16 protein-coding genes and 2 tRNA genes are annotated in these 21,723 nt (G+C 67.7%); 10 read left to right on the top strand and 8 right to left on the bottom strand.

The features are described 5' to 3' along the window. Positions 1-22 precede the first annotated feature (22 nt). The 4 genes from gltB to QP045_RS06060 all read right to left on the bottom strand — a co-directional run bounded on the left by gltB (position 23) and on the right by QP045_RS06060 (position 7,975). On the bottom strand, positions 23-4,570 hold the full coding sequence (gene gltB / locus QP045_RS06075; RefSeq protein WP_422514071.1) for a glutamate synthase large subunit: 4,548 nt from the start codon (positions 4,568-4,570) through the stop codon (positions 23-25). 17 nt (positions 4,571-4,587) lie between these two features. Further along, complete coding sequence (locus QP045_RS06070) at positions 4,588-6,069, bottom strand: NAD(P)-dependent oxidoreductase (protein WP_422514070.1); 1,482 nt, start codon at positions 6,067-6,069, stop codon at positions 4,588-4,590. A gap of 154 nt (positions 6,070-6,223) precedes the next feature. After that, positions 6,224-7,024, bottom strand: coding sequence for an undecaprenyl-diphosphate phosphatase (locus QP045_RS06065; RefSeq protein WP_422514069.1), 801 nt, complete (start codon positions 7,022-7,024; stop codon positions 6,224-6,226). A 21-nt stretch (positions 7,025-7,045) separates the two neighbouring features. Further along, entirely contained in the window at positions 7,046-7,975 is a 930-nt protein-coding gene (locus QP045_RS06060) for a complex I NDUFA9 subunit family protein (RefSeq protein ID WP_422514068.1), read from the bottom strand. A gap of 152 nt (positions 7,976-8,127) precedes the next feature. Here QP045_RS06060 and QP045_RS06055 point away from each other — a divergent pair. Next, positions 8,128-8,214: transfer RNA gene (locus QP045_RS06055), tRNA-Leu, on the top strand. Between the two features lie 349 nt (positions 8,215-8,563). Further along, on the top strand, positions 8,564-8,815 hold the full coding sequence (locus tag QP045_RS06050; RefSeq protein WP_422514067.1) for a GlsB/YeaQ/YmgE family stress response membrane protein: 252 nt from the start codon (positions 8,564-8,566) through the stop codon (positions 8,813-8,815). Between the two features lie 111 nt (positions 8,816-8,926). On the opposite strand, the gene QP045_RS06045 is transcribed toward QP045_RS06050, so the two are convergent. Continuing rightward, positions 8,927-9,655: an SIMPL domain-containing protein gene (locus QP045_RS06045; RefSeq protein WP_422514066.1), complete on the bottom strand. Its 729-nt coding sequence runs from the start codon at positions 9,653-9,655 to the stop codon at positions 8,927-8,929. A gap of 207 nt (positions 9,656-9,862) precedes the next feature. Here QP045_RS06045 and QP045_RS06040 point away from each other — a divergent pair, with 207 nt between their 5' ends. The 3 genes from QP045_RS06040 to QP045_RS06030 are packed head-to-tail and all read left to right on the top strand — an operon-like array spanning position 9,863 to position 15,515. Then, positions 9,863-11,059 carry an efflux RND transporter periplasmic adaptor subunit gene (locus QP045_RS06040; RefSeq protein ID WP_422514065.1) on the top strand — a complete coding sequence of 399 codons (1,197 nt, stop codon included), beginning with the start codon at positions 9,863-9,865 and terminating at the stop codon, positions 11,057-11,059. Positions 11,060-11,063: 4 nt separating this feature from the next. After that, on the top strand, positions 11,064-14,204 hold the full coding sequence (locus tag QP045_RS06035) for an efflux RND transporter permease subunit (protein WP_422514064.1): 3,141 nt from the start codon (positions 11,064-11,066) through the stop codon (positions 14,202-14,204). Between the two features lie 45 nt (positions 14,205-14,249). Beyond that, positions 14,250-15,515: a DUF445 domain-containing protein gene (locus QP045_RS06030; RefSeq protein WP_422514063.1), complete on the top strand. Its 1,266-nt coding sequence runs from the start codon at positions 14,250-14,252 to the stop codon at positions 15,513-15,515. Positions 15,516-15,535: 20 nt separating this feature from the next. Here QP045_RS06030 and QP045_RS06025 read toward each other — a convergent pair whose 3' ends face one another. After that, a complete protein-coding gene (locus QP045_RS06025; protein WP_422514062.1) occupies positions 15,536-16,216 on the bottom strand; it encodes an HAD family hydrolase in 681 nt (226 codons plus the stop codon). A gap of 56 nt (positions 16,217-16,272) precedes the next feature. Here QP045_RS06025 and QP045_RS06020 point away from each other — a divergent pair, with 56 nt between their 5' ends. From QP045_RS06020 to QP045_RS06005, 4 genes are read left to right on the top strand one after another with little or no spacing between them, the layout of a single operon-like run. After that, positions 16,273-17,379 (top strand): MlaE family ABC transporter permease, encoded by a 1,107-nt coding sequence (locus QP045_RS06020; RefSeq protein ID WP_422514061.1) that lies wholly within the window; start codon positions 16,273-16,275, stop codon positions 17,377-17,379. Beyond that, complete coding sequence (locus tag QP045_RS06015) at positions 17,376-18,185, top strand: ABC transporter ATP-binding protein (protein ID WP_422514060.1); 810 nt, start codon at positions 17,376-17,378, stop codon at positions 18,183-18,185. Before QP045_RS06020 ends, QP045_RS06015 begins: the two co-directional genes overlap by 4 nt. A 7-nt stretch (positions 18,186-18,192) precedes the next feature. Then, the gene (locus QP045_RS06010) at positions 18,193-19,158 is read left to right on the top strand and encodes an MlaD family protein (RefSeq protein ID WP_422514059.1); all 966 of its coding nucleotides are present in this window, start codon (positions 18,193-18,195) and stop codon (positions 19,156-19,158) included. Between the two features lie 7 nt (positions 19,159-19,165). Further along, positions 19,166-19,747: an ABC-type transport auxiliary lipoprotein family protein gene (locus QP045_RS06005; RefSeq protein WP_422514058.1), complete on the top strand. Its 582-nt coding sequence runs from the start codon at positions 19,166-19,168 to the stop codon at positions 19,745-19,747. A gap of 38 nt (positions 19,748-19,785) precedes the next feature. On the opposite strand, the gene QP045_RS06000 is transcribed toward QP045_RS06005, so the two are convergent. Beyond that, positions 19,786-20,661 carry a peptidylprolyl isomerase gene (locus tag QP045_RS06000; protein WP_422514057.1) on the bottom strand — a complete coding sequence of 292 codons (876 nt, stop codon included), beginning with the start codon at positions 20,659-20,661 and terminating at the stop codon, positions 19,786-19,788. A 104-nt stretch (positions 20,662-20,765) separates the two neighbouring features. On the opposite strand from QP045_RS06000, the gene QP045_RS05995 reads away from it, so the two are divergent. Continuing rightward, positions 20,766-20,856: transfer RNA gene (locus tag QP045_RS05995), tRNA-Ser, on the top strand. Between the two features lie 229 nt (positions 20,857-21,085). Here QP045_RS05995 and QP045_RS05990 read toward each other — a convergent pair. Further along, positions 21,086-21,694: a CC0125/CC1285 family lipoprotein gene (locus QP045_RS05990; RefSeq protein WP_422514056.1), complete on the bottom strand. Its 609-nt coding sequence runs from the start codon at positions 21,692-21,694 to the stop codon at positions 21,086-21,088. Positions 21,695-21,723 lie beyond the last annotated feature (29 nt).

Here is a 21,723-nt window from a genome sequence, read left to right as displayed (position 1 = left end):
CGGGGGCCGGACCGGAGTTCAGTTATTCCGCTGCGACCATCGCTTCTTCCGATGCCTCGGCGGGGGTGTCGGAGAGGGGGTGGGGCAGGCGGGTGAGCATTTCCTTGGGCACCACCTGCCAGAAACGGCCGCGGTTGCGGGCCCAGTCTTCCAGGATCTCACCGGACCAGCGGCTGTCGGTGGCGCGGTGGTGCTGTTCGACGAGGTCGCGCAACACGCCTTCCCAATGCGCGGAGTCGAGGCGCTGCCAGACGATGCTTTCCGGGTTGGCGTGGCGGGGGAAGCGATCGTCGACGTCGTAGACGAACGCCATGCCGCCGGTCATCCCTGCGCCAAAGTTGGTGCCGGTTTCCCCCAGCACCACGGCGACGCCGCCGGTCATATATTCGCAGCCATTGGCGCCGCAGCCTTCGACCACGACGGTCGCGCCCGAGTTGCGCACTGCGAAGCGCTCGCCCGCCTGGCCCGCGGCGAACAGCCGGCCCGAGGTCGCGCCATAGAGCACGGTGTTGCCCAGGATGGTGTTCTGGTGGCTGACCAGCTTTGAGCTCACCATCGGGCGCACGACGATGATGCCGCCGGACAGACCCTTGCCGACATAGTCGTTGGCGTCGCCGAACACTTCGAGGGTGATGCCCTTGCACAGGAACGCGCCCAGCGACTGGCCGGCGGAGCCGCGCAGCCGGATGGTGACGTGCCCGTCGGCAAGCTTCGACATGCCGAAGGTGCGGGTGATCTCGCTCGACAGGCGCGTGCCGACCGCGCGGTGCGTGTTGCGCACCGAATAGGTCAGCTGCATCTTTTCGCCGCGCGAGAAGACGGCGGCCGCGTCCTTGATCATCTGCGCATCGAGGCTGTCGGGCACTTCGTTGCGGAAGGTGTTGAGCGAGAAGCGGCGTTCCGCGTCGGTCGCATCGACCTTGGCCAGCACGGGGTTGAGGTCGAGGTCGTCGAGATGCTCGGCACCGCGGCTGACCTGGCGCAGGAGCTCGGTGCGGCCGATCACTTCGTCGAGGCTGGAGACGCCGAGGCGGGCCAGGATCTCGCGCACTTCCTCGGCGATGAAGGTCATCAGGTTGATGACCTTTTCCGGCGTGCCGACGAACTTCTGGCGAAGCGCTGCATCCTGGGTGCAGACGCCGACCGGGCAGGTGTTCGAATGGCACTGGCGCACCATGATGCAGCCCATCGCCACCAGGCTCAACGTGCCGATGCCGAATTCCTCGGCGCCCAGGATCGCGGCGATAACGATGTCGCGGCCGGTCTTGAGCCCGCCGTCGGTGCGCAGCGTGACCCGCCCGCGCAGGCCGTTGAGGGTGAGGGTCTGGTTGACCTCCGACAGACCCATTTCCCAGGGGGTGCCGGCGTATTTGATCGAGGTCTGCGGGCTCGCCCCGGTGCCGCCGACATGGCCGGAGACCAGGATGACGTCGGCATGCGCCTTGGCCACGCCGGCCGCGACCGTGCCGATGCCCGCCGAGGAGACGAGCTTTACGCAGACGCGCGCGCGCGGGTTGATCTGCTTGCAGTCGTAGATGAGCTGCGCGAGATCCTCGATCGAATAGATGTCGTGGTGCGGCGGCGGCGAGATCAGCGTGACGCCCGGCGTCGCGTGGCGCAGCTTGGCGATGAACTCGGTCACCTTGAAGCCGGGCAGCTGGCCGCCCTCGCCGGGCTTGGCGCCCTGGGCCACCTTGATCTCGATCTCGTCGCAGGCGTTGAGATATTCCGCGGTGACGCCGAAGCGGCCGGAGGCGATCTGCTTGATCGTCGAGTTGGCGTTGTCGCCATTCTCATACGGCTGGTAGCGCGCCTTGTCCTCGCCGCCCTCGCCCGACACCGCCTTGGCGCCGATGCGGTTCATCGCGATCGCCAGCGTCTCGTGCGCTTCCGGGGAGAGCGCGCCGAGCGACATGCCCGGGGTGACGAAGCGCTTGCGGATCTCGGTGATCGCCTCGACCTTTTCGATCGCGATCCCTTCGTCGGGGAAGTTGAATTCGAGCAGGTCGCGCAGATAGACCGGCGGCAGGTCGCGCACGCCGCGCGAGAACTGCAGATAGGTCGAGAAGCTGTCGCGCGAGACCGCCGACTGCAGCAGGTGCATCAGCTGCGCCGAATAGGCGTGGGTCTCGCCGCCGTCGCGCTGGCGGTAGAAGCCGCCGATCGGCAGCGTCGCGACGCCGCGGTCGAACGCGGCCTGGTGCTTGAGCATCGCGCTGTAGTGGAGCGAGTGATAGCCCTCGCCCGAGATCTTGGCCGGCATGCCGGGGAAAAGATCGTTCACCAGCGCGCGCGACAGGCCGACCGCCTCGAAGTTATAGCCGCCGCGATAGCTGGAGATCACCGCGATCCCCATCTTCGACAGGATCTTGAGCAGCCCCTCGTTCACGGCATGGCGATGCTGGTGGAGGCACTGGTCGAGGCTCATGTCGCCGAAGAGGCCGCGGGCGTGGCGATCGGCGATCGCGGCCTCGGCCAGATAGGCGTTCACCGTGGTCGCGCCGACGCCGACCAGCACCGCATAATAATGGGTGTCGAGGCATTCGGCGGTGCGAACGTTGACCGACGCATAGGCGCGCAGGCCCCGGCGCACGAGATGGGTGTGAACGGCCGCGGCCGCGAGCACGCCCGGGATGGCGACGCGGTCCGGCCCGACATTCTCGTCGGTCAGGAACAGCTCGCTGCGCCCTTCGCGCACGGCTTGTTCGGCCTCCTGACGGATGCGCTGGATGGCCGCGCGCAGCACCTCATGATCGTCCGACACTTCGAACGTGCAGTCGATCTCGGCCGCCTGGGCGCCGAAATAGGTCTTGAGGCGCAGCCATTCCTCGCTGGTGAGGGCGGGGCTGTCGAGCACCAGCACGGCATTGGGCCGCTCACGCGTGTCGAGGATGTTGGAGAAATTGCCGAACCGCGTGCGCAGCGACATCACCTGCCGTTCGCGCAAGGGATCGATCGGCGGGTTCGTCACCTGGCTGAAGTTCTGGCGGAAGAACTGGCTGACCAGGCGCGGCTTGTCGGAGATGACGGCGAGCGGGGTGTCGTCGCCCATCGAGCCGATCGCTTCCTTGCCGCCCTCGACCATGGGGCTGAGGATGAGCTCCATGTCCTCCAGCGTCTGGCCCGCCGCGACCTGGCGTCGCGCGAGCTCGGCGCGATCGTAGCGGGGCAACTGCTGGCCCGCGACGGGCGCGAGATCGTCGATGGTCAGGAAGTTGCGGATCATGGCCGCGTAATCGGCCTCACCCGCGAGCTGGTCCTTGATCGTGCGGTCGTCGAACACCCGGCCTTCGTCGAGGTCGACGGCGATCATCTGGCCCGGGCCCAGGCGGCCCTTGGCGAGCACGGTCGCCTCCGGCACCACGACCATGCCGGCTTCGGAGCCGACGATCAGCAGGCCGTCGTTGGTCTGGGTGTAGCGCAAGGGGCGCAGCGCATTGCGGTCCATGCCCGCGACCGCCCAGCGGCCGTCCGTCATCGCGAGCGCAGCCGGCCCGTCCCACGGCTCCATCACCGAGGCGAGATATTCGTACATGGCAAGGTGGCTGGAGGGCAGGTCCTTGTTCTCCTGCCACGCCTCCGGCACCAGCATCAGCTTGGCGGTGGGCGCGTCGCGGCCGGAGCGGCAGATCGCCTCGAACACGGCGTCGAGCGCGGCGGTGTCGGAAGCGCCGGCCGGGATCACCGGCTTGATGTCCTCAGACCGTTCCCCGAACGCCAGGCTCGCCATCTTGATCTCGTGGCTGAGCATCCAGTTCTTGTTGCCGCGGATCGTGTTCACCTCGCCATTGTGGGCGAGGCAGCGGAACGGCTGGGCCAGCCACCATTGCGGGAAGGTGTTGGTGGAATAGCGCTGGTGGAAGATCGCGACGCGGCTTTCGAACCGGTCGTCGCGCAGGTCCGGATAGAAATCCGACAGCGATTCCGCGAGGAACAGCCCCTTGTAGATGATCGACCGGCACGACAGCGAGCAGATGTAGAAGCCGCTGATCTGGGCCGCGATCACCCGCTTCTCGATCCGGCGGCGGACGAGATAGAGGTTCTTCTCGAACTCGGCCGCGTCCTGCGCATCGGGCAGGGGGCCGGCGATCATGATCTGCTCGATCTCCGGGCGGGTGGCCTGGGCCTTGAGCCCGATCACCGACACGTCGACGGGCACCTGGCGCCAGCCATAGATGGTGTAGCCGGCGTCGATGATCTCGCTCTCGACGATGGTGCGGCAGGTTTCCTGCGCACCGAGGTCAGTGCGCGGCAGGAAGATCATGCCGACCGCGAGCCGGTTCGGGCGCATGCGGTGGCCCGCGACCGCGACCGCATCTTCGAAGAAGCGCGTGGGCAGATCGACGTGGAGGCCGGCGCCGTCGCCGGTCTTGCCATCGGCATCGACGGCGCCGCGGTGCCAGACCGCGCGCAGGGCGTCGATCGCCGACTGGACGACGCGGCGCGAGGCGGTGCCGTCGGTCGCGGCGACCAGGCCGACGCCGCATGCGTCGCTCTCGAACTCGGGGCGGTACATGCCCTCACGGGCGAGGCGCTCGCGCTCCGACTGCAGGGTGGGGGTGGCAGCCATGGAAAAATCCTCTTCGATCATGCCGCCACCATCGTGGCTTCGCGCTCCGGCACCGGGGCGGCGCCCGCCTTTGCGGCCTTGGCCTTCTCGCGCAGGTAGCGGTGGATATGTTCGGAAACGTCGCGGCCGTCGCGGATCGCCCAGACGACTAGGCTCGCGCCGCGGACGATGTCGCCGGCGGCAAAGACGCCGTCGAGGCTGGTCATCATCGACTTGCCGTCGACGCGCAGCGTGCCCCAGCGGGTGACGCCGAGCTCTGGCGCGCCGAACATCGTGGGCAGGTCCTCGGCATCGAAGCCGAGCGCCTTGATGACGAGATCGGCCTCCAGCACGAATTCGCTGCCGGGATCGATTTCGGGCGCGCGGCGGCCGGTCGAGTCGGGCGCGCCCAGCCGCATGGCCGTCGCGCGGACCGCCGTCACCTGGCCATCGCCTTCGAAGGATGCGGGGGCGGAGAGCCAGACGAACTCGGCGCCTTCCTCCTCGGCATTGGCGACTTCGCGCTGCGAGCCGGGCATGTTGGCGCGGTCGCGGCGGTAGAGGCACTTCACCGACGTCGCGCCCTGGCGGATGGCGGTGCGGACGCAGTCCATCGCGGTATCGCCGCCGCCGATGACGACGACCTTCTTGCCCTGGGCATTGAGCGCGCCGCCGTCGAAGGCGGGAACCGCGTCGCCGAAGCTCTTGCGGTTGGACGCGATGAGATAATCGAGCGCGTCGACCACGCCTTCCGAGCCGACGCCCGGTGCCTTGATCGCCCGCGGCTTGTAGACGCCGGTTGCGACCAGCAGCGCGTCGTGGCGCTGGCGAAGCTCCTCCAGGGTGGCGTCGCGGCCGACCTCGAACCCTTCGTGGAAGACGATGCCGCCGTCCTTCAGCCGCTGAACCCGGCGGGTGACGACGTGCTTTTCGAGCTTGAAGCCGGGGATGCCGTAGGTCAGCAGCCCGCCCGCGCGATCGTGGCGGTCATAGACATGGACGTCATAGCCGGCGGTCCGCAGCCAATCGGCCGCCGACAGCCCCGCCGGGCCCGCGCCGATGATGCCGACCGACTGGCCGCGCGCCGGGCCGACCGCGACCGGTTCGACCCAACCCTCGTCCCATGCCTTGTCAGTGATGAACTTCTCGACCGAGCCGATGGTGACGGCGCCGTGCCCAGAGAACTCGATGACGCAATTGCCCTCGCACAACCGGTCCTGCGGGCAGATGCGGCCGCAGATCTCGGGCATGGCAGAGGTCGCGTTGGACAGCTCATACGCCTCGCGAAGCCGCCCTTCGGCGGTCAGGCGGAGCCAGTCCGGGATGTGGTTGTGGAGCGGGCAGTGCACCGAGCAATAGGGCACGCCGCATTGCGAGCAGCGGCTGGCCTGTTCCTCCGCGCTCGGGGTTGCGTAGCGGTCCGCAATCTCGCGGAAATCCTCTGCACGCAACTCCGGCTCCCGCTTGGCCGGATAGGCCTGGGGACGGACGACGAACTTAAGCATTGGGTCAGCAGCCATGACTTCCTCCGGCTTGTGCGAAAAGCACAGCCGGAGGGCCAAGTCACGCAATAAAAGGTCTTTAGGTCAGCAGTGCTGACCTTGTTCTATTGTAAGACTGCGGCCGACGCGGAGGATGAGGAGCTTTCTTCCTGCCGATCTGGCCGTTTCGGCCCTACCCCAGCGAAAGCCATACGATGGCGATGCCGCCCGCGATGATCCGATACCAGGCGAACGGGGTGAAGCCGTGGCGGGTGACGATCCCCAGGAACCAGCGGATCACCAGCAGCGCAACCACGAAGGAGACGACGAAGCCGATCGCGATCGCGTACCAGCCGTCGCTGCCCAGATCGCCCGCGTTCTTGTAGAGATCATAGGCGGAGGCCGCGAGCATGGTCGGGACAGCCAGGAAGAAGCTGAACTCGGCCGCGGTCTTGCGATCGACGCCCAGGCCCAGCGCACCCATGATGGTGGCGCCCGAGCGGCTGACGCCGGGGATCATCGCCAGGCACTGGACGAGGCCGATGCCGAGCGCGACTTTCCAGCTCATCTGGTCGACGTCCGTCACGGTGGGCGCGCGGACGAGCCGTTCGATGACCAGGATCGCGATGCCGCCGACGACCAGCGCGACCGCGACGATCATCGGCTGCTCCAGCATCGCCTTGACCATCTTGTAGACGATCAGGCCGATGACGGCGGAGGGGAGGAACGCCAGCGCCACGTTGCGGGTGAAGGCGATGGCGCGCGGATCCCGCTGGCCCAGCCCCACGAACACGTCCCAGAAGCGCCGCCAGTACAGGACGATCACCGACAGGATCGCGCCCAGCTGGATCACGATCTCGAACGTGCCCGACGCCTCGCCCTTGAAGCCCAGCAGGGCCCCGGCAAGGATCAGGTGGCCGGTCGAGGATACGGGCAGGAATTCGGTGACCCCCTCGACGATGCCGAGGAGAATGATGGTCAGGAGATCGGTCATGAGGGTCCCGTGTGAGGGCGGTCAGGCCGCGTGGACGTGGCGCGAGAAGCGGCCGTAGCGGCGGAACTGGACCAGCCACTGCGGTGCTACCGATTCGAACGGCGTCGGCGTGACGCCAAGTGCGGCGAGCCCCTCTGCGTCCGGCGACACGAGGTTGTCGTGGCCGAGCATCCGAAGCTGATCGCGCGTGATCGGCGTACCGGGCAGCGCCGCGAGAAGCCCGGCGGTGTCGTTCCGGAGCTCCAGGAGGCGGGGCTTGCGATCGAGGAGCGCTGCGATCTGCTGGACGAGCTCGGTCATGGTCAGCACGTCAGGGCCGCCGAGTTCAAAGGTACGGCCGGCGAAGCGCTCCGGATCCTCGAGCGCTGCCGAGACGGCGGCGGCGACATCGGCGACATAGACCGGCTGGAACCGCGTCTTGGCCGCCACCACCGGGACCACCGGCAGCCGGGCGACCATGCGGGCGAAGCGATTGACGAACTGGTCCTCGCGACCGAACACCAGCGACGGGCGCAGGATGACGGCGGCGGGGAAGTGCTGGCGGACGGCGGCCTCGCCCTCACCCTTGGAGCGGGCGTAGGCGGTGTCGCCGTTGGCGTCCGAGCCGATCGCGGACAGGTGCACCAGCGCCTCGACACCGGCGGCGGCAGCGGCCTGCGCGACGGTGCCGGCGCCCTTGGCCTGAACCGCCTCCACGTCGCCGGTCAGCAAGCCGGCGAGGTTCACGACGGCATCCGCGCCCATCATCGCCCGCGCGATAGTGTCCGGGCGGCGGACGTCGGCCGCGATGAACTGGGTCTGGCCCAGGCCCCCCTGGGTGCGAAGGAAATAGGCCTGGCGTGGATCGCGTTGCGCGATCCGAACCCGTGCGCCGCGGCGCAGCAGCGCCTGTGCGACATAGCGGCCGACGAACCCGCCACCGCCGATCAGCGTGATCACCTTGTTCTTCATCTGCTTTGCCTTGGTTCGCCAGGATATCTCGGGATGTCCAGCCCATGCCGCGCCCGGCCGCGAAGGGCAAGGGAGCGTGGCATTCCGAAAAAACGCATAGGGCCCTGTTGACACCCCCGGCAGGGCCCCGTAGAGGCGCCGGCCTACCCCGTGCCCAGATGGCGGAATTGGTAGACGCACCAGCTTCAGGTGCTGGCGATCGCAAGGTCGTGGAGGTTCGAGTCCTCTTCTGGGCACCATTTTCCTGCGACGCAGGTGACCGCAGCGATCGTGATGAATCGCAGCTTCCCGACGGTAAATATACGCAGCGCTCGGTGGGGTTGGGCAGGGTGATCCGCGCGGCACAGATCGGCCGCGAGGCTTGGTGGGCACCGGGGAGACACCTGCTCCCCCGACGTCGCCATGTTGAGGCCTTACCGGCTCCGGCTTCTTTTCCCATGCATGGTCAGTCCATTCCTGCCCCGACCGGCAGGTTTAGGGGACGCTTTGTCTTCACCAATATTCGTGACGCGCCCGGAACCTTCCGGTTTGTTACGAGTCCTTGCTTCAACAGGCCGAACGAGCGGTCGTAACGGAGGGACGAGTACAATGGGTGTCATCATCTGGCTCATCGTGGGCGGTGTTGTGGGTTGGCTGGCCAGCCTGGTCATGCGGACCGACGCGCAGCAGGGTATCATTCTCAATGTCGTCGTCGGCATCGTCGGTGCCTTCATCGCGTCGCTGATCTTCGGCCAGAACATCAACGACGGCATCACGGTGACTTCGTTCATCACGTCGCTGGTCGGCGCGATCATCCTGCTGGCGATCGTGAACCTGATCCGCCGCGGGTCGGTCCGCTAAACCGCGAACCTATCTCGACGCTAAAGAAAAGGGCCGTCCCGGCTGGGGCGGCCCTTTTTTGATGGGATGATCCGGCGGGTGTCCGCCGGATCGAGCCTGTCGGTGCAACCGTCAGCGCAGCAGGAAGCGGACCGTGACGGTCGCGATGATGTCCTGCTCGCCGGCGACCATCGGCGTCGAATCGGCTTCGGCCGCCCGCATCCGTGCCTGCACCATGACTGGCCCCGGCGAGATCGGCGCATTCCCCTCTGCAATCGTGAGGATGCGGTCGACCCGCAGACCCGCCGCCCGGGCGTAGAGTTCGGCGCGGGCCCGTGCCCTGGCCATCGCGTCGACGCGCGCCTCGTCCATCGCCTGATTGGCGTTATCGACCGTCATCTCCGGCCCCTGGATCTGGTTCGCGCCCTCTGCCACCAGCGCATCGAGGATGGCGCCGCTCTTGGCGATGTCGCGGAACCGCACCGAGACCTGGTTCGATGCCTGATAGCCGGTGATGACGGGCGGCGCGTTCTCGGCATAGCGATACTGCGGCGAGAGGCCGATCTGCGCGGTCTGGATGTCGCGGGCCTGGACGCCGGCCTTGCGCAGCGCTGCGACCACGCGGTTCATGCGAGTCGCGTTTTCCTGCAGCGCAGCGGCGGCGGTCGCGGCCTGGGTGACGACGCCCGCCCGCAGGGTCGCGATGTCGGGCACCCGCGTCGCCTTGCCGTCGGCAACCACGTCCAGGATCGTCGCGTCGAGCAGCACAGGCGCGGTCGCCGCCTGCTGCGCCATGGCCGGGACCGCGATGCCGGTTACGCTTGTGGCCAGCGCTGCGGCGAAAAACGGAAGGCTGCGCATCGAATTATTCTCCAAAGAACTTGAGCGTCCGTCGTTTGTGACGGGGGCATTCTCTGCCCGGTCGCACAACAACGCAGGGTGAACGCCGGTTTCACTTGCGAGCGGCCTGGGCAACGGGCAAGTCGCGGGCGGCTGATCGCCCTTGAGACGGGTGACTTATTACTATAACACAGTAATGCAGCATGGCCGGCCGGGGGAGTGGCGTAGATGGAGTATCAGGCGAAGGCGATCAGTGCAGAGGATCGCCCTCAGCTGAGCGGGCCGGAGGCGCCGTCGCGCCGCCGCCGCAAGTGGATCATTGCCGCCGGGGTCTTGCTGCTGGTCATCTTGGCCGCGTGGTATGCGTTCGGCCGGGGTGACGAGAAGGCCGAGGCCGGTGCCGCGCCTGGCGCAGGCGGCGGCGCCGCACAGGTGCCGACCGTCACCGTGATGGTGCCGGGGCGCGAATCGATCGAAACCGTGGTCACCGGAACCGGATCGCTGGCCGCGCGCCGCGAGATGCCGATCGGCGTCGCGGGCGAGGGCGGGGAAGTCACGCGCGTGCTGGTCGAGCCGGGCAGCTGGGTCGGGCAGGGCCAGGTGCTCGCCACCGTGGACCGTTCGGTCCAGGCGCAGACCGCCGAATCGCTGGATGCACAGGTGCGCGTCGCACGCGCCGACGCGCGCATCGCCCAGACCGAACTCGAGCGCTCGCAGCAGCTGCTGGGTCGCGGCTTCGTTTCCAAGGCCGACATCGATCGCAAGACCGCGACCCGCGATTCGGCCGAGGCACGGGTCCGCGTCGCCGAGGCGCAGCTTGCCGAGACGCGCGCACGCAACCGCCGCCTCGACATCCGGGCGCCGGCCGCCGGGCTGGTCCTGACGCGCAGCGTCGAGCCGGGGCAGATCATTTCCTCGGGCAGCGGCACGCTGTTCCGCATGGCGATGGGCGGGCAGATGGAGATGCGCGTCCAGCTTTCCGAGACCGACGTGGCGCGCGTGAAGGTGGGTGTGCCTGTCGAGGTGACGCCGGTGGGTTCCACCAAGACCTTCCGGGGCGAGGTGTGGCAGGTCTCTCCCGTGATCGATCCGCAGACGCGCCAGGGCATCGTCCGGGTCGCCTTGTCCTATGACCCGCAGCTGCGCCCGGGCGGCTTTGCGACGGCGCGCATCGTGGCTGGCGCGCGCGCCGCGCCGTTGCTGCCGGAATCGGCAGTGCTGAGCGACGGGCAGGGCAATTACGTCTATGTTCTGGACGCCAAGGAACAGGTACAACGCCGCACGGTGAAGGTCGGCGAGGTGTCCGACGCCGGCGTCGCGATCGCCGACGGGCTGGACGGCAGCGAACGGGTGGTGGTGAGCGCGGGTGCGTTCCTCAACCCCGGACAGAAGATCAAGCCGATCCTTCGCAAGACGGGACGCTAAACCCATGGGCTTCCGCAACATCTCGGCCTGGTCGATCCGCAACCCGGTTGCACCCCTGGTGCTGTTCGTCGCGCTGACGATCGCCGGGATCGTGAGCTTCATGCGGATGGACGTGAACCAGGATCCCGACATCGAGTTTCCGGTGGTGATCGTCGTGATCAACCAGCCGGGCGCCGCGCCGACCGAGCTGGAGACGCAGATTACCCAGCGGGTCGAGGCGGCGGTGCGGAGCATCCAGGGCATCGACGAGATCACGTCGGACGTCAGCGAAGGCAATTCCACCACGGTCGTCCAGCTCGACATCGGCACGCCGATCGATCGCGCGGTGACCGACGTGCGCGAAGCCGTGAACCAGATCCGCAGCCAGCTGCCCGAAGGCATCCTGGAGCCGCAGATCTATCGCGCCAACACCACTGACAAGGACCTGGCGAGCTGGACCGCGATCGCCACCGACATGACCGCGGAGGAGCTCAGCTGGTACGTCGACAACACGGTCGCCAAGGAACTGCTGTCGATCGACGGCATGTCGACCGTGGAGCGGGTGGGCGGCGTCGACCGCGAGATCCGCGTGATCCTCGATCCTGCACGCCTGCAGGGCATGGGCATCACGGCGAGCCAGGTGAACCAGGCGCTGCGCCAGGTGAACGTCAACGCCGCCGGCGGCCGCGCCGAGATCGCGGGATCCGAGCAATCGGTGCGCGTGCTGGGCAACGCCGCCTCGGCCTATGAGCTCGGCCAGACGCAGATTTCGCTGGGCAATGGCCGCACGGTCCGGCTGGCCGACATCGCCGATGTGCGCGACGCCTATGCCGAGCAGCGCTCGTCGGCGACCTATAATGGCGGGCGCGTGCTGTCGTTCGACATCAAGCGGGCGAAGGGCGCGTCCGACGTCACCGTGTTCCACGAGGCCGAGAAGCGGCTGAAGGCGCTGGAAGAGCGCAATCCGCAGGTGCGCTTCGCGCTCCTGTCGAACAGCGTCAAATATACCGAGATCCAGTACGAATCCGCGGTTCAGGCCATGGTCGAGGGCGCGGTGCTCGCGGTCATCGTCGTGTTCCTGTTCCTGTGGGACTGGCGCGCGACCGTGATTTCGGCGCTGGCCATCCCGCTGTCCGCGATCCCGACCTTCTGGTTCATGGACATGATGGGCTTCACGCTCAACCAGATGACCCTGCTCGCGCTGAGCCTGGTCGCGGGCGTGCTGGTCGACGACGCCATCGTGGAGATCGAGAACATCGTCCGCCACATGCGGATGGGCAAGACTGCCTATCAGGCGTCGATCGATGCGGCCGACGAGATCGGCCTCGCGGTGCTGGCGACCACCATGGCGATCGTCGCGGTGTTCCTGCCCGTCGGCCTGATGCCGGGCATCGCCGGCCAGTTCTTCAAGAATTTTGGCCTGACCGTGGTCGCCGCCGTGCTGATGAGCCTCGCGGTCGCCCGCCTCATCACGCCGATGATCGCGGCCTATTTCCTGAAAGGCCACGGCCATGTCGAGAAGGGCGACGGCTGGGCGATGCGCCTCTATATGTCGACCCTTCGCTGGACGCTGAAACATCGCTGGGTCGCGGTGGTGGCGAGCGTGGTGGCGTTCGGGCTGACCCTGTTCATGTTCTCGGTCCTGCCAGCTACCTTCCAGCCGGCCCAGGATCGCGACCGCTCCACCGCGATGATCGAGATGGTGCCCGGCACCACGCTCGAGCAGACCGGCAAGGTCGTGAAGGAAGTCGAGGCCATCCTGCGCGCGCACCCGCTCGTCACCTCCGCCTATTCGACCACGATGGTCGGCAGCGGCCGGGTGAGCGTGGAGCTCGCCAAAAAGCGCGACATGACCAGCACAGAATTCGAGCGCAGCCTGGCCCCACGCCTGAGCGAGATTCCCGATGCGCGCGTCGCGTTCCGGTCGCAGTTCGGCTGGGGCTCGAACAGCCGCGACGTCTCGATCGTGCTGGGCGGCGACGATCCGGTGCTGCTGAACGAGACCGCGAACCGGCTGGTGCAGGAGATGTCGGGCCTCAAGTCGATCGTGGCGCCGCGCGTCAGCGGCGACTTGCAGCGGCCAGAACTGGTGATCCGCCCGCGGCTCGACCTTGCCGCGAGCCTGGGGGTGACGACCAGCGCATTGTCGAACGCGATCCGAATCGCGACCCTGGGCGACATCGACCAGAACAGCGCGCGCTTCTCGCTTTCCGACCGGCAGATCCCGATCCGGGTCGCGCTGTCGGAGGACTCGCGTGAGCGGTTGTCGACGATCCAGAACCTGCCGGTGCCGACCGCGAGCGGCGGTTCCGTGCCGCTGAGCGTGGTCGCACAGATCAGCTTCGGCGCCGGCCCCACCATGATCGAACGCGTTGACCAGCAGCGCCAGCTGGTGGTCGGGGCCGACCTGGCGCCGGGCGTCGTCAGCAGCGACGCGATGAAGCAGATCCACGCGCTGCCGACGATGCAGAAGCTTCCCATCGGCGTGCGCGAGCTGACGCTGGGTCAGGCCAAGTGGCAGACGGAGATGATCCAGAACTTCATCATCGCCGTGATCTCGGGCCTGCTGCTGCTGCTGGCGGTGCTGGTGCTGCTCTACAAGCGGCTGATGCCGCCGTTCGTGAACATCGGTTCGCTGCTGCTGGCGCCGCTGGGCGGGCTCCTCGCCCTGTGGGCGACCGGGCACCCGGTTTCGATGCCGGTCTACATCGGCCTGCTGATGCTGCTGGGGATCGTCGCCAAGAACTCGATCCTGCTGATCGACTTCGCCCTGGAGGAGATGGACAAGGGCGTCGACAAGAACGCGGCGATCCTGGATGCGGGCCACAAGCGCGCCCAGCCGATCGTGATGACCACGGTCGCGATGGTGGCGGGCATGGTTCCGACCGCGCTGGCGCTGACCGGCGACGCCTCGTTCCGTGCGCCGATGAGCATCACCGTGATCGGCGGCCTGGTGCTGTCGACGCTGCTGACGCTGATCATCGTGCCGGCGACCTTCAGCCTGGCAGTGGGCGTGGAGCGCTGGGTCGGGCCGCGGCTGTCGCGGCGGCTGCTGACCTATCGCCCGGGCGACGAAATCCCGAGCGGGCCGGTGATCGACCACCATCCCGGGGGGCGGATCGGCTATGGCAGCGGCGGGCAGGAAGGCACGGCACCCGCCGAGTGATGCAAAGGGCTTGAACCTTCCCCGCGTTCGGGGATTGTTTCACCCATGACATTGCTTGCGCGCGTTCCCGGCAGCGGGGGCGCCGTTCCCCCTGCGCTGACCCGGATGCGCCGCATCGCCACCGCGATGCTGGTGGTGATGGCGCTGCTGTTCCTGGCGTCCCGCGCGCTGGAGGCACGGCATCCCGGCTGGGGCTATGTCCAGGCCTTTGCCGAGGCGGCGATGGTCGGCGGCCTGGCCGACTGGTTTGCGGTGACGGCCTTGTTCCGGCACCCCCTCGGCCTGCCGGTACCGCACACCGCGATCATCCCGCGCAACAAGGATCGGATCGGCGACACGCTCGCCATCTTCCTGCGCGACAATTTCCTGACCGCGCGCGTCGTTGCCCGGCGGATGCGCAGGCTCGACGTGGCGGCGATCGTCGGGCGGTGGCTCGCCAACCCGGTCGGCGGCCAGGGACGGCTGCGGCACGGCGCTTCGCGACTGGCGGCCAGCCTGATCCAGTCGTTCGACCAGCAGCAGCTGGGCGGCATGGTGAAAGGCGCGATCGCGAACCGGCTGCGCACGACCGAGATCGCGCCCCTGCTGGGCCAGGCGATCCAATCCGCCATTGCCGAGGACCGGCATGTCCCGCTGATCGACGGCATGATCCGCTTCGTGGCGAAGGCCATCGACGCGAACGAGCCGGTGATCCGCGCGATGGTGCACGATCGGTCCGGATCGATTTTGCGCTGGACCGGCCTGGACGAGACGCTGGCGAACAAGATCCTCGACGGGTTGCGCAAGCTGGCCGACGACATCGCGGCGGACCCGCAACACCCGCTGCGCGCAAAGGCGGAGGAGGGGCTCGCCCGCCTTGCGGTCGATCTGCAGTACGATCCTGAGCTCCAGGCGCGGGTCGAGCAGTTCAAGGAAGACATGATCGGCAATCCGGCCTTGCAGCGCTGGCTGGACGGCATGTGGGAGCGCAGCCGCGCCGCGCTGCTGCGGGTGGTGCGCGATCCGGATCGGGCGATGGCCGGCGGCCTGGGCGATGCCCTGCGCCAGCTGGGCGAGACGCTGCAGCGCGACCCGCGACTGTCGCTCACGATCAACCGCTTCGTGCGGCGCGCTGCCGTGGGCATGGTCGCGGACTATGGCGACGCGATCGTGCGGCTGGTTTCGGACACGGTGCGCGGCTGGGACGCGAACACCATCACCGGCCGGCTGGAGAATGCGGTGGGCCGCGACCTCCAGTATATCCGGATCAACGGCACCCTCGTCGGCGGGCTCGTCGGCCTGTGCATCCACGCGGTCGACGTGCTCCTATGAACCAAACGTCGGACGTGCGCTCAGGCCGTCCAGTCGAGAATCCGCCAGCCCCGCGCCTTGGCGAGCATGCGCAGCGGCGGGTGCGCGTTGACGGCGACCGGCTCGTCCGCCCACTCGAACACCGGCGCGTCGGACACATGGTCGCTGTAGAAGCGGACGTGCGTGTCCTCGCGTCGCAGCCCCTGGGCGGCATACCAGGATTCGATCATCCGCAGCTTGCCGGGGCCGTAGCAATTCTCGCCGTCGATCTGGGGGAGCAGTGCGCCGGTCGCCCCGAGCTTGGAGTCGGTGGCGATGACGTGATCGAAGCCCAGCCGCGCGGCGATCTCTGCCGCGTAGAAGCGATAGGAGGCGGTGGCGAGCACGAGCGTGCGCCCTTCGGCGCGATCGGCGGCGATCTGCTTCACGGCGTCGGCGAACACGCCCTTCTGGAGCGTCCGCTCGGCGAATCGGTGCGACAGCGTCCGCAGCGTTTCGGCCGGAACTTCGCGGCCGAGCATCAGCCGCTGGGTAAGCTCTTTCAGCCGGCCGCGGCTGTAGAGCTTGCTGGCATAGCCGGCGGCGAGCAGCACTGCGACCGGCAGCAGCGCTATTCTCCAGCGCTGGCGGCCCTCCAAGGTGTGCAGAAGAAAAGGTGTCCAGGTACCCGCGCGGGTAATGGTCCTGTCCATGTCATAGATTGCGAGACGATGCATCTGCATGTCTCTGCAAGCTGGCGCCTTGCCGTGCCAGCGGAAATCGCCGATGGAGCATGGTGATGACCGTGGCCGTCGACTTCGCTCCTGACCCGCAGGACCAACGCGTGTTGCGGTTTACCGGTGAGCTTACCCTTGCCCGCCTGGGCGACCTGCCTGACCGCCTCAACGACTATGATGGTCCTGTCGACCGGGTCGATCTATCCGGTATCGACCGGATGGACACCGTCGGCGCCTATATCGTCCACCGATTCGCGGCGACCCGCGACGCCCCGATCGAAGGCGTCGGCACGGACAATCGCCAGTTGCTCGACCAGGTCGCCAGTGCCGACCAGCCCGTCGTGCAGAAGCCCAAGCCGCTGCCTGCCTTCTTCCGGGTGCTGGACGAACTGGGTACCGGGACGGTGCTGGCGTTCCGCAGCTTCGTCGGCCTGCTCGGCTTCCTGGGTGCCACGGTGCTTGCGTTCGGCAGCGTCCTTCGCCACCCCAGCCGCTTCCGTTTCAACGCGACGGTGCAGCGGTTCGAGGTGGTCGGCGTCTCGGCGCTTCCGATCATCGGCTTGATGAGCTTCCTGATCGGCGTCGTCATCGCCCAGCAGGGTGCGGTGCAGCTGCGCCAGTTCGGCGCCGAGGTGTTCACGATCAACCTGATCGGCCGCATCACCTTGCGCGAACTGGGCGTGCTGATGACGGCCATCATGGTCGCCGGGCGCTCCGGCTCGGCGTTCGCAGCGCAGCTCGGCACCATGAAGCTGACCGAAGAAATCGACGCGATGCGCACCATCGGCGTGTCGCCGATGGAGGCGCTGGTCGTGCCGCGGACGCTGGCCGCAGTGCTGATGATGCCGTTGCTCGGCTTCTATGCCTCGATCGTCGCGATCATCGGCGGCGGCCTGTTGTGCTGGACGACGCTCGACATCCCGCCCGTCACCTATATCCAGCGGCTGCGCGAGGTGGTGCCGATTACCGACCTGTACGTCGGCATGATCAAGGCGCCGGTATTTGGCCTGATCATCGCGGTTTCGGGCTGTTTCCAGGGGATGCAGGTCGAAAGCGACGCCGAGCAGGTCGGCCTGCGGACCACTTCTGCAGTGGTGCAGGCGATCTTCCTGGTGATCGTGCTCGACGCCTTCTTCGCCGTCTTCTTCGAACGGATCGGCTGGATATGACGGCGAAGGACGAATTCGTCATTCAGGTGCGCGGTCTCAAGAACGCGTTCGGCGAGCAGGTCGTGCACGAGAACCTGGACCTGGACGTCCGCCGCGGCGAAATCCTGGGCGTCGTCGGCGGCTCCGGCACCGGCAAGTCGGTGCTGATGCGCTCGATCATCGGCCTTCAGACGCCCGTCGCGGGCGAGATCTCGGTCTTTGGCGAGTCGACGCTGGGGCGCGAGGAAACCGAGGCGATCGAGATCCGCAAGCGCTGGGGCGTATTGTTCCAGGGCGGCGCGCTCTTCTCTACCCTGACCGTGGGGGAGAATGTGCAGGTGCCGCTGCGCGAGTTCTACCCGGGCCTCAACGAGGCGCTGCTGGAGCAGATCGCGACCTACAAGGTGGTGATGACCGGGCTGTCGGCCGATGCCGCGCCCAAGTTTCCGGCAGAGCTGTCGGGTGGCATGCGCAAGCGCGCCGGCCTGGCCCGCGCGCTGGCGCTCGATCCCGACCTGCTGTTTCTCGACGAGCCGACCGCCGGCCTCGACCCGATCGGCGCGGCCGCGTTCGACGAGCTCACCAGGTCGCTCCAGCGCACGCTGGGCCTGACCGTGTTTCTGATCACCCATGACCTCGATTCGCTCTATGCGGTGTGCGATCGAGTCGCCGTGCTGGCGGACAAGAAGGTGATCGCCGTCGGCACGATCGACGAACTTCTCGCACTGGATCACCCGTGGATTCAGGAATATTTCAAGGGGCCTCGCGGACGTGCCGCGGTGGCCAGCGCCAGCAGCGCCGAAGCGCGCCAGGCACAGGGGGCTTGAGAGGCTGATGGAAACCCGATCGAACCATGTCCTGGTCGGCGCGGTGGTGCTGATCCTGCTGGCCATGCTGGCGATCTTCACCGTGTGGCTGGCGCGCGTGAACGGCTCTGACGAGAAGGAGTATGACATCTTCTTCAAGCAGGCAGTCGACGGCATCAACAAGGGATCGCCCGTCGCCTTTTCCGGGGTACCGTCCGGACAGGTGAAGGAAATTTCGCTGTTCAAGCCCGACCCTTCGCTGGTCCGGGTCCGCATCGCCGTCAACGAGGGCGTTCCGATCCTCGAGGGCACCACCGCCACCATCCAGGGCGTGGGCTTCACCGGCGTCAGCCAGATCGCGCTCGACGGCGCGGTCAAGGGCGCGCCGCCGATCGCCTGCCCGGAAGTGCATCCGGAAACCTCGTGCCCGATGGGCGTGCCGGTGATCCCGACCCGCCCCGGTGGCCTGGGCGCGATCCTGAGCTCCGCCCCGCGGCTGCTTGAGCGGCTGACGTCGCTGACCGAGCGGCTGACCGAGCTGCTGTCGGACCGCAATCAGAATTCGATCGCCGCGATCCTCGACAATACCAACCGGCTGACCGACGCGCTGGCCGATCGTGGGCCAGAGATCGCCGCGACGCTGGCCGAGACCCGGATCGCGATCCAGCGCGCCGGCATCGCCGCCGAGCAGATCGGCCAGCTCGCAGAGACGAGCAACGGCGTGCTCGCCAACGACGTCCGCCCGACGCTTCAGAACCTCAACCGCACGATCGAGTCGGCCCAGCGCAGCGCCGAGACGCTGAACGCCGCGATCGGCGATGCGCGGCCGGGACTGCAGACATTCTCCAAGCGGACGGTGCCCGAGGTCGGCCAGCTTGTCGCCGACCTGCGCCAGATGACGACCGCGCTCGCGGCGGTTGCCGAACGGGTCGACCAGGGCGGCGCCAGCTCGATCATCGGCGGCCAGAAGCTGCCCGACTATCAAGGCAAGTGAGGGAATCATGAAGAAGCTCGTCATTCTCGCACTGCTTCCGCTGGCGGCGTGCATCCGCATCGGCGCGCCGCCGCCCCCGTCCTTGCTCACCCTGACGCCGGCACAGACGGTGCCGGTCGGGCAGGTGCAGAATTCGGGCCAGACCAAGTCGATCCTGATCATGACCCCCACGGTGCCGCAGGAGCTCGCCGTGGCGCGGGTGCCGGTGCAGGCGACCAACACCTCGATCGCCTATGTGAAGGACGCGCAATGGGCGGATCAGCCCAACCGGCTGTTCGCCCGTCTGCTCAGCGATACCGTCAGCGCCCGGACGGGCCGCATCGTCCTCACGATGCGCCAGGCGAGCGTCGACCCGAGCGCCCAGCTCTCCGGAGAGTTGCGCGCGTTCGGCATGGACGCGACCACCAACGAGGCGGTGGTGTCGTTCGAAGCGGCGCTGATCCGGGTCAACCGCCCCGACACGATCGAAAAGCGTCGGTTCGAGGCACGCGTGCCGGTGACCGCGATCAACGCCGATACGGTCGCGCCAGCGATCAGCCAGGCCGCCAACCAGGTCGCGAGCGAAGTCGCGGACTGGGTCGGCCGCTGATCGCGACTGGCTAGCGCTCCGCGCCCTGGCAAGCGCCGCTAGGGCTGACGGCGAACCTGGGGTGCGACATTGCAGATGTCGGCTCCGCCCGCGGGAATGGTGAAGAACGGCGGCTGCCGGTTCTCCCGCTCCTGCACATAGGCAGCAAAGCGCGGGTTATCGGCAGCGCGATATTGGAAGCGCGGGCGTTCGGCGGCGGGCAGGTCCCTCGCCAGCCGCACCGACAGGATCGGCGTCCGCTCCGCTTCCGTCCCGTAGAAGCCGAGGTTGCCGGTCCCGCGCGGCAAGGCGGACAGGAACTCCATCCCCTCAACGACCCGCCCGACCAGCGCGATGTTGCGGTCGAGATGTCGCGGGGCATGGCCGATGACGGTGTAGAGCTCCGCCCCGCTGCCGGTGCTGGGCGCTAGGTCGCGGCCGACGCCTACCATCCCATAGCAATGCGGCAGCCACGCCTCTGTCCCCTCGTTGCGCCAGCCGCCGCTCGCGACCGGCCAGCCGTCGGCGGTGAAGCCTGCGCGTCGCGCATAGGGATCGGGATGGGTCAGGCTGGCGGCCAGCGGCGGCTGGCGCATGCCATATTCCGGCGGCGGATTGGCAACGACCCCGCGGGGCAGGGGCTTCTCCCCGTCGGCGTCGCCCCATTGGGTGACGTAATTGTCGTGGACGCGGTAGACGCTGGTGCCGTCCCACCAGCGCGCACGGGCGAGCGCGCGGATGTTGGCGACATGGACCGGGGCCGCCGCGGGCGCGAGGCGGATCACCACCTGGCGATTGCCCGCAAGCGTCATCACCAGCAATTCGTCGTCGGGAATCGGCCGCCAGTCTGCCGCGACAGGGGTGGATGGAGAGGGGGCGGGAGCCTGGGCTGCGGCAAGGCCAAGCAGCGCGAGCGGGAGGAGAGTGGTCAGCATCGCCTGGCAGCGTGCCACGCGCGCATCGCTGCTGGCAACCACCGGTGCGCAACGCGCTTGCGCGCGGGCCCGCCGCACGGTACGGGCCCCCTTCCAGAGCATGCGGAGCGGTGGCCGAGTGGTCGAAGGCGCTCGCCTGGAAAGTGAGTATACGGCAAAACCGTATCGAGGGTTCGAATCCCTCCCGCTCCGCCATTTACCTGATTATTGACGTTCATAGAGAACCGCCGGAAGGCGAGCTTCCGTGGGCATAGAGATAGTCGTTAGGTGCTCTGTTCGTTGATGTTCGTCTGAAGTTCTACGGATGCTGCAAGGCAGGGGCGGGATTTCAGTACACAGAAAAGGGGCGGCTTGCCGCCGCCGCCCGCAGGGGTCAGTCAGAACAAGCCGTCAGCCGCTCACAGCCCGAATGCCGCGGGTGGTGTCAGTTGCGTTTACCGCGAATCTGCTCGATCACGTCGTTCGCGGAATAGATGGTTGGCTGTTGGGTGAGGCCGGGGAATTGGGCCTCGTCGCCAGATCCCATCTGGATCACCACAGTCGTCTGGGCCGACTGGCTCGGCCGCCAACGCTCCAGTAATTGGTAGGGCACGTCACCGCCGCCGAAGCCCCCCGTCGTAGGGCCGCCGGGCACCGCTGGGTCGCTGACTCCAGGCGGTGTGCCCCCTGGGCCCACGGATCCGGTTGAGCCGGATGCCGAGCCTGTCGCCAGGCTCGGGCCGGTCCTGTCGCGCAGGTCAGACGCACCGTCCGTGGCGAGATCGCGTGTTTCCGCCTTGATGACGGCAAACCATTCCTTGTCTGCGGCGAGCGTGAGCTCCGCCGCGCGCAGCATGGCGAACTTGGCGACGTCGTCGGGCTTGGTTCCCTTGGCGCCGGTATAAACGACCCGGACGCGGCCGTCGGGCTCAGGCGAAGAGGCGTAGCCAACCCCGTCCGGCGTCTTCGCGGCCTTGTAGCCCCGCTGGGCGGCAGCCGGAGTGCACGCAAACGCCAACGCCACTGCCGCGGAGATCAGGAAGACAGAGCGCATAACCACCTCCACTGAAAAGGGGCATCACG

The sequence above is a fragment of the Sphingomonas sp. 3-13AW genome (genome assembly GCF_049311085.1).
GTDB lineage: Bacteria > Pseudomonadota > Alphaproteobacteria > Sphingomonadales > Sphingomonadaceae > Sphingomonas.
Note: the sequence above shows the minus strand (reverse complement) of the source record. Positions and strands in the feature narration are given on the sequence as shown.

Bases quoted from the DNA above. Each gene is read 5' to 3' on its own strand.
- QP045_RS06045 (WP_422514066.1), bottom strand. From the start codon at position 9,655: ATGCGCAGCCTTCCGTTTTTCGCCGCAGCGCTGGCCACAAGCGTAACC.
- QP045_RS06025 (WP_422514062.1), bottom strand. From the start codon at position 16,216: ATGCAGATGCATCGTCTCGCAATCTATGACATGGACAGGACCATTACC.
- QP045_RS06060 (WP_422514068.1), bottom strand. From the start codon at position 7,975: ATGAAGAACAAGGTGATCACGCTGATCGGCGGTGGCGGGTTCGTCGGC.
- QP045_RS06050 (WP_422514067.1), top strand. From the start codon at position 8,564: ATGGGTGTCATCATCTGGCTCATCGTGGGCGGTGTTGTGGGTTGGCTG.
- QP045_RS06040 (WP_422514065.1), top strand. From the start codon at position 9,863: ATGGAGTATCAGGCGAAGGCGATCAGTGCAGAGGATCGCCCTCAGCTG.
- QP045_RS06015 (WP_422514060.1), top strand. From the start codon at position 17,376: ATGACGGCGAAGGACGAATTCGTCATTCAGGTGCGCGGTCTCAAGAAC.
- gltB (WP_422514071.1), bottom strand. From the start codon at position 4,570: ATGGCTGCCACCCCCACCCTGCAGTCGGAGCGCGAGCGCCTCGCCCGT.
- QP045_RS06070 (WP_422514070.1), bottom strand. From the start codon at position 6,069: ATGGCTGCTGACCCAATGCTTAAGTTCGTCGTCCGTCCCCAGGCCTAT.
- QP045_RS06000 (WP_422514057.1), bottom strand. From the start codon at position 20,661: ATGCTGACCACTCTCCTCCCGCTCGCGCTGCTTGGCCTTGCCGCAGCC.
- QP045_RS06030 (WP_422514063.1), top strand. From the start codon at position 14,250: ATGACATTGCTTGCGCGCGTTCCCGGCAGCGGGGGCGCCGTTCCCCCT.
- QP045_RS06005 (WP_422514058.1), top strand. From the start codon at position 19,166: ATGAAGAAGCTCGTCATTCTCGCACTGCTTCCGCTGGCGGCGTGCATC.
- QP045_RS05990 (WP_422514056.1), bottom strand. From the start codon at position 21,694: ATGCGCTCTGTCTTCCTGATCTCCGCGGCAGTGGCGTTGGCGTTTGCG.
- QP045_RS06035 (WP_422514064.1), top strand. From the start codon at position 11,064: ATGGGCTTCCGCAACATCTCGGCCTGGTCGATCCGCAACCCGGTTGCA.
- QP045_RS06065 (WP_422514069.1), bottom strand. From the start codon at position 7,024: ATGACCGATCTCCTGACCATCATTCTCCTCGGCATCGTCGAGGGGGTC.
- QP045_RS06020 (WP_422514061.1), top strand. From the start codon at position 16,273: ATGACCGTGGCCGTCGACTTCGCTCCTGACCCGCAGGACCAACGCGTG.
- QP045_RS06010 (WP_422514059.1), top strand. From the start codon at position 18,193: ATGGAAACCCGATCGAACCATGTCCTGGTCGGCGCGGTGGTGCTGATC.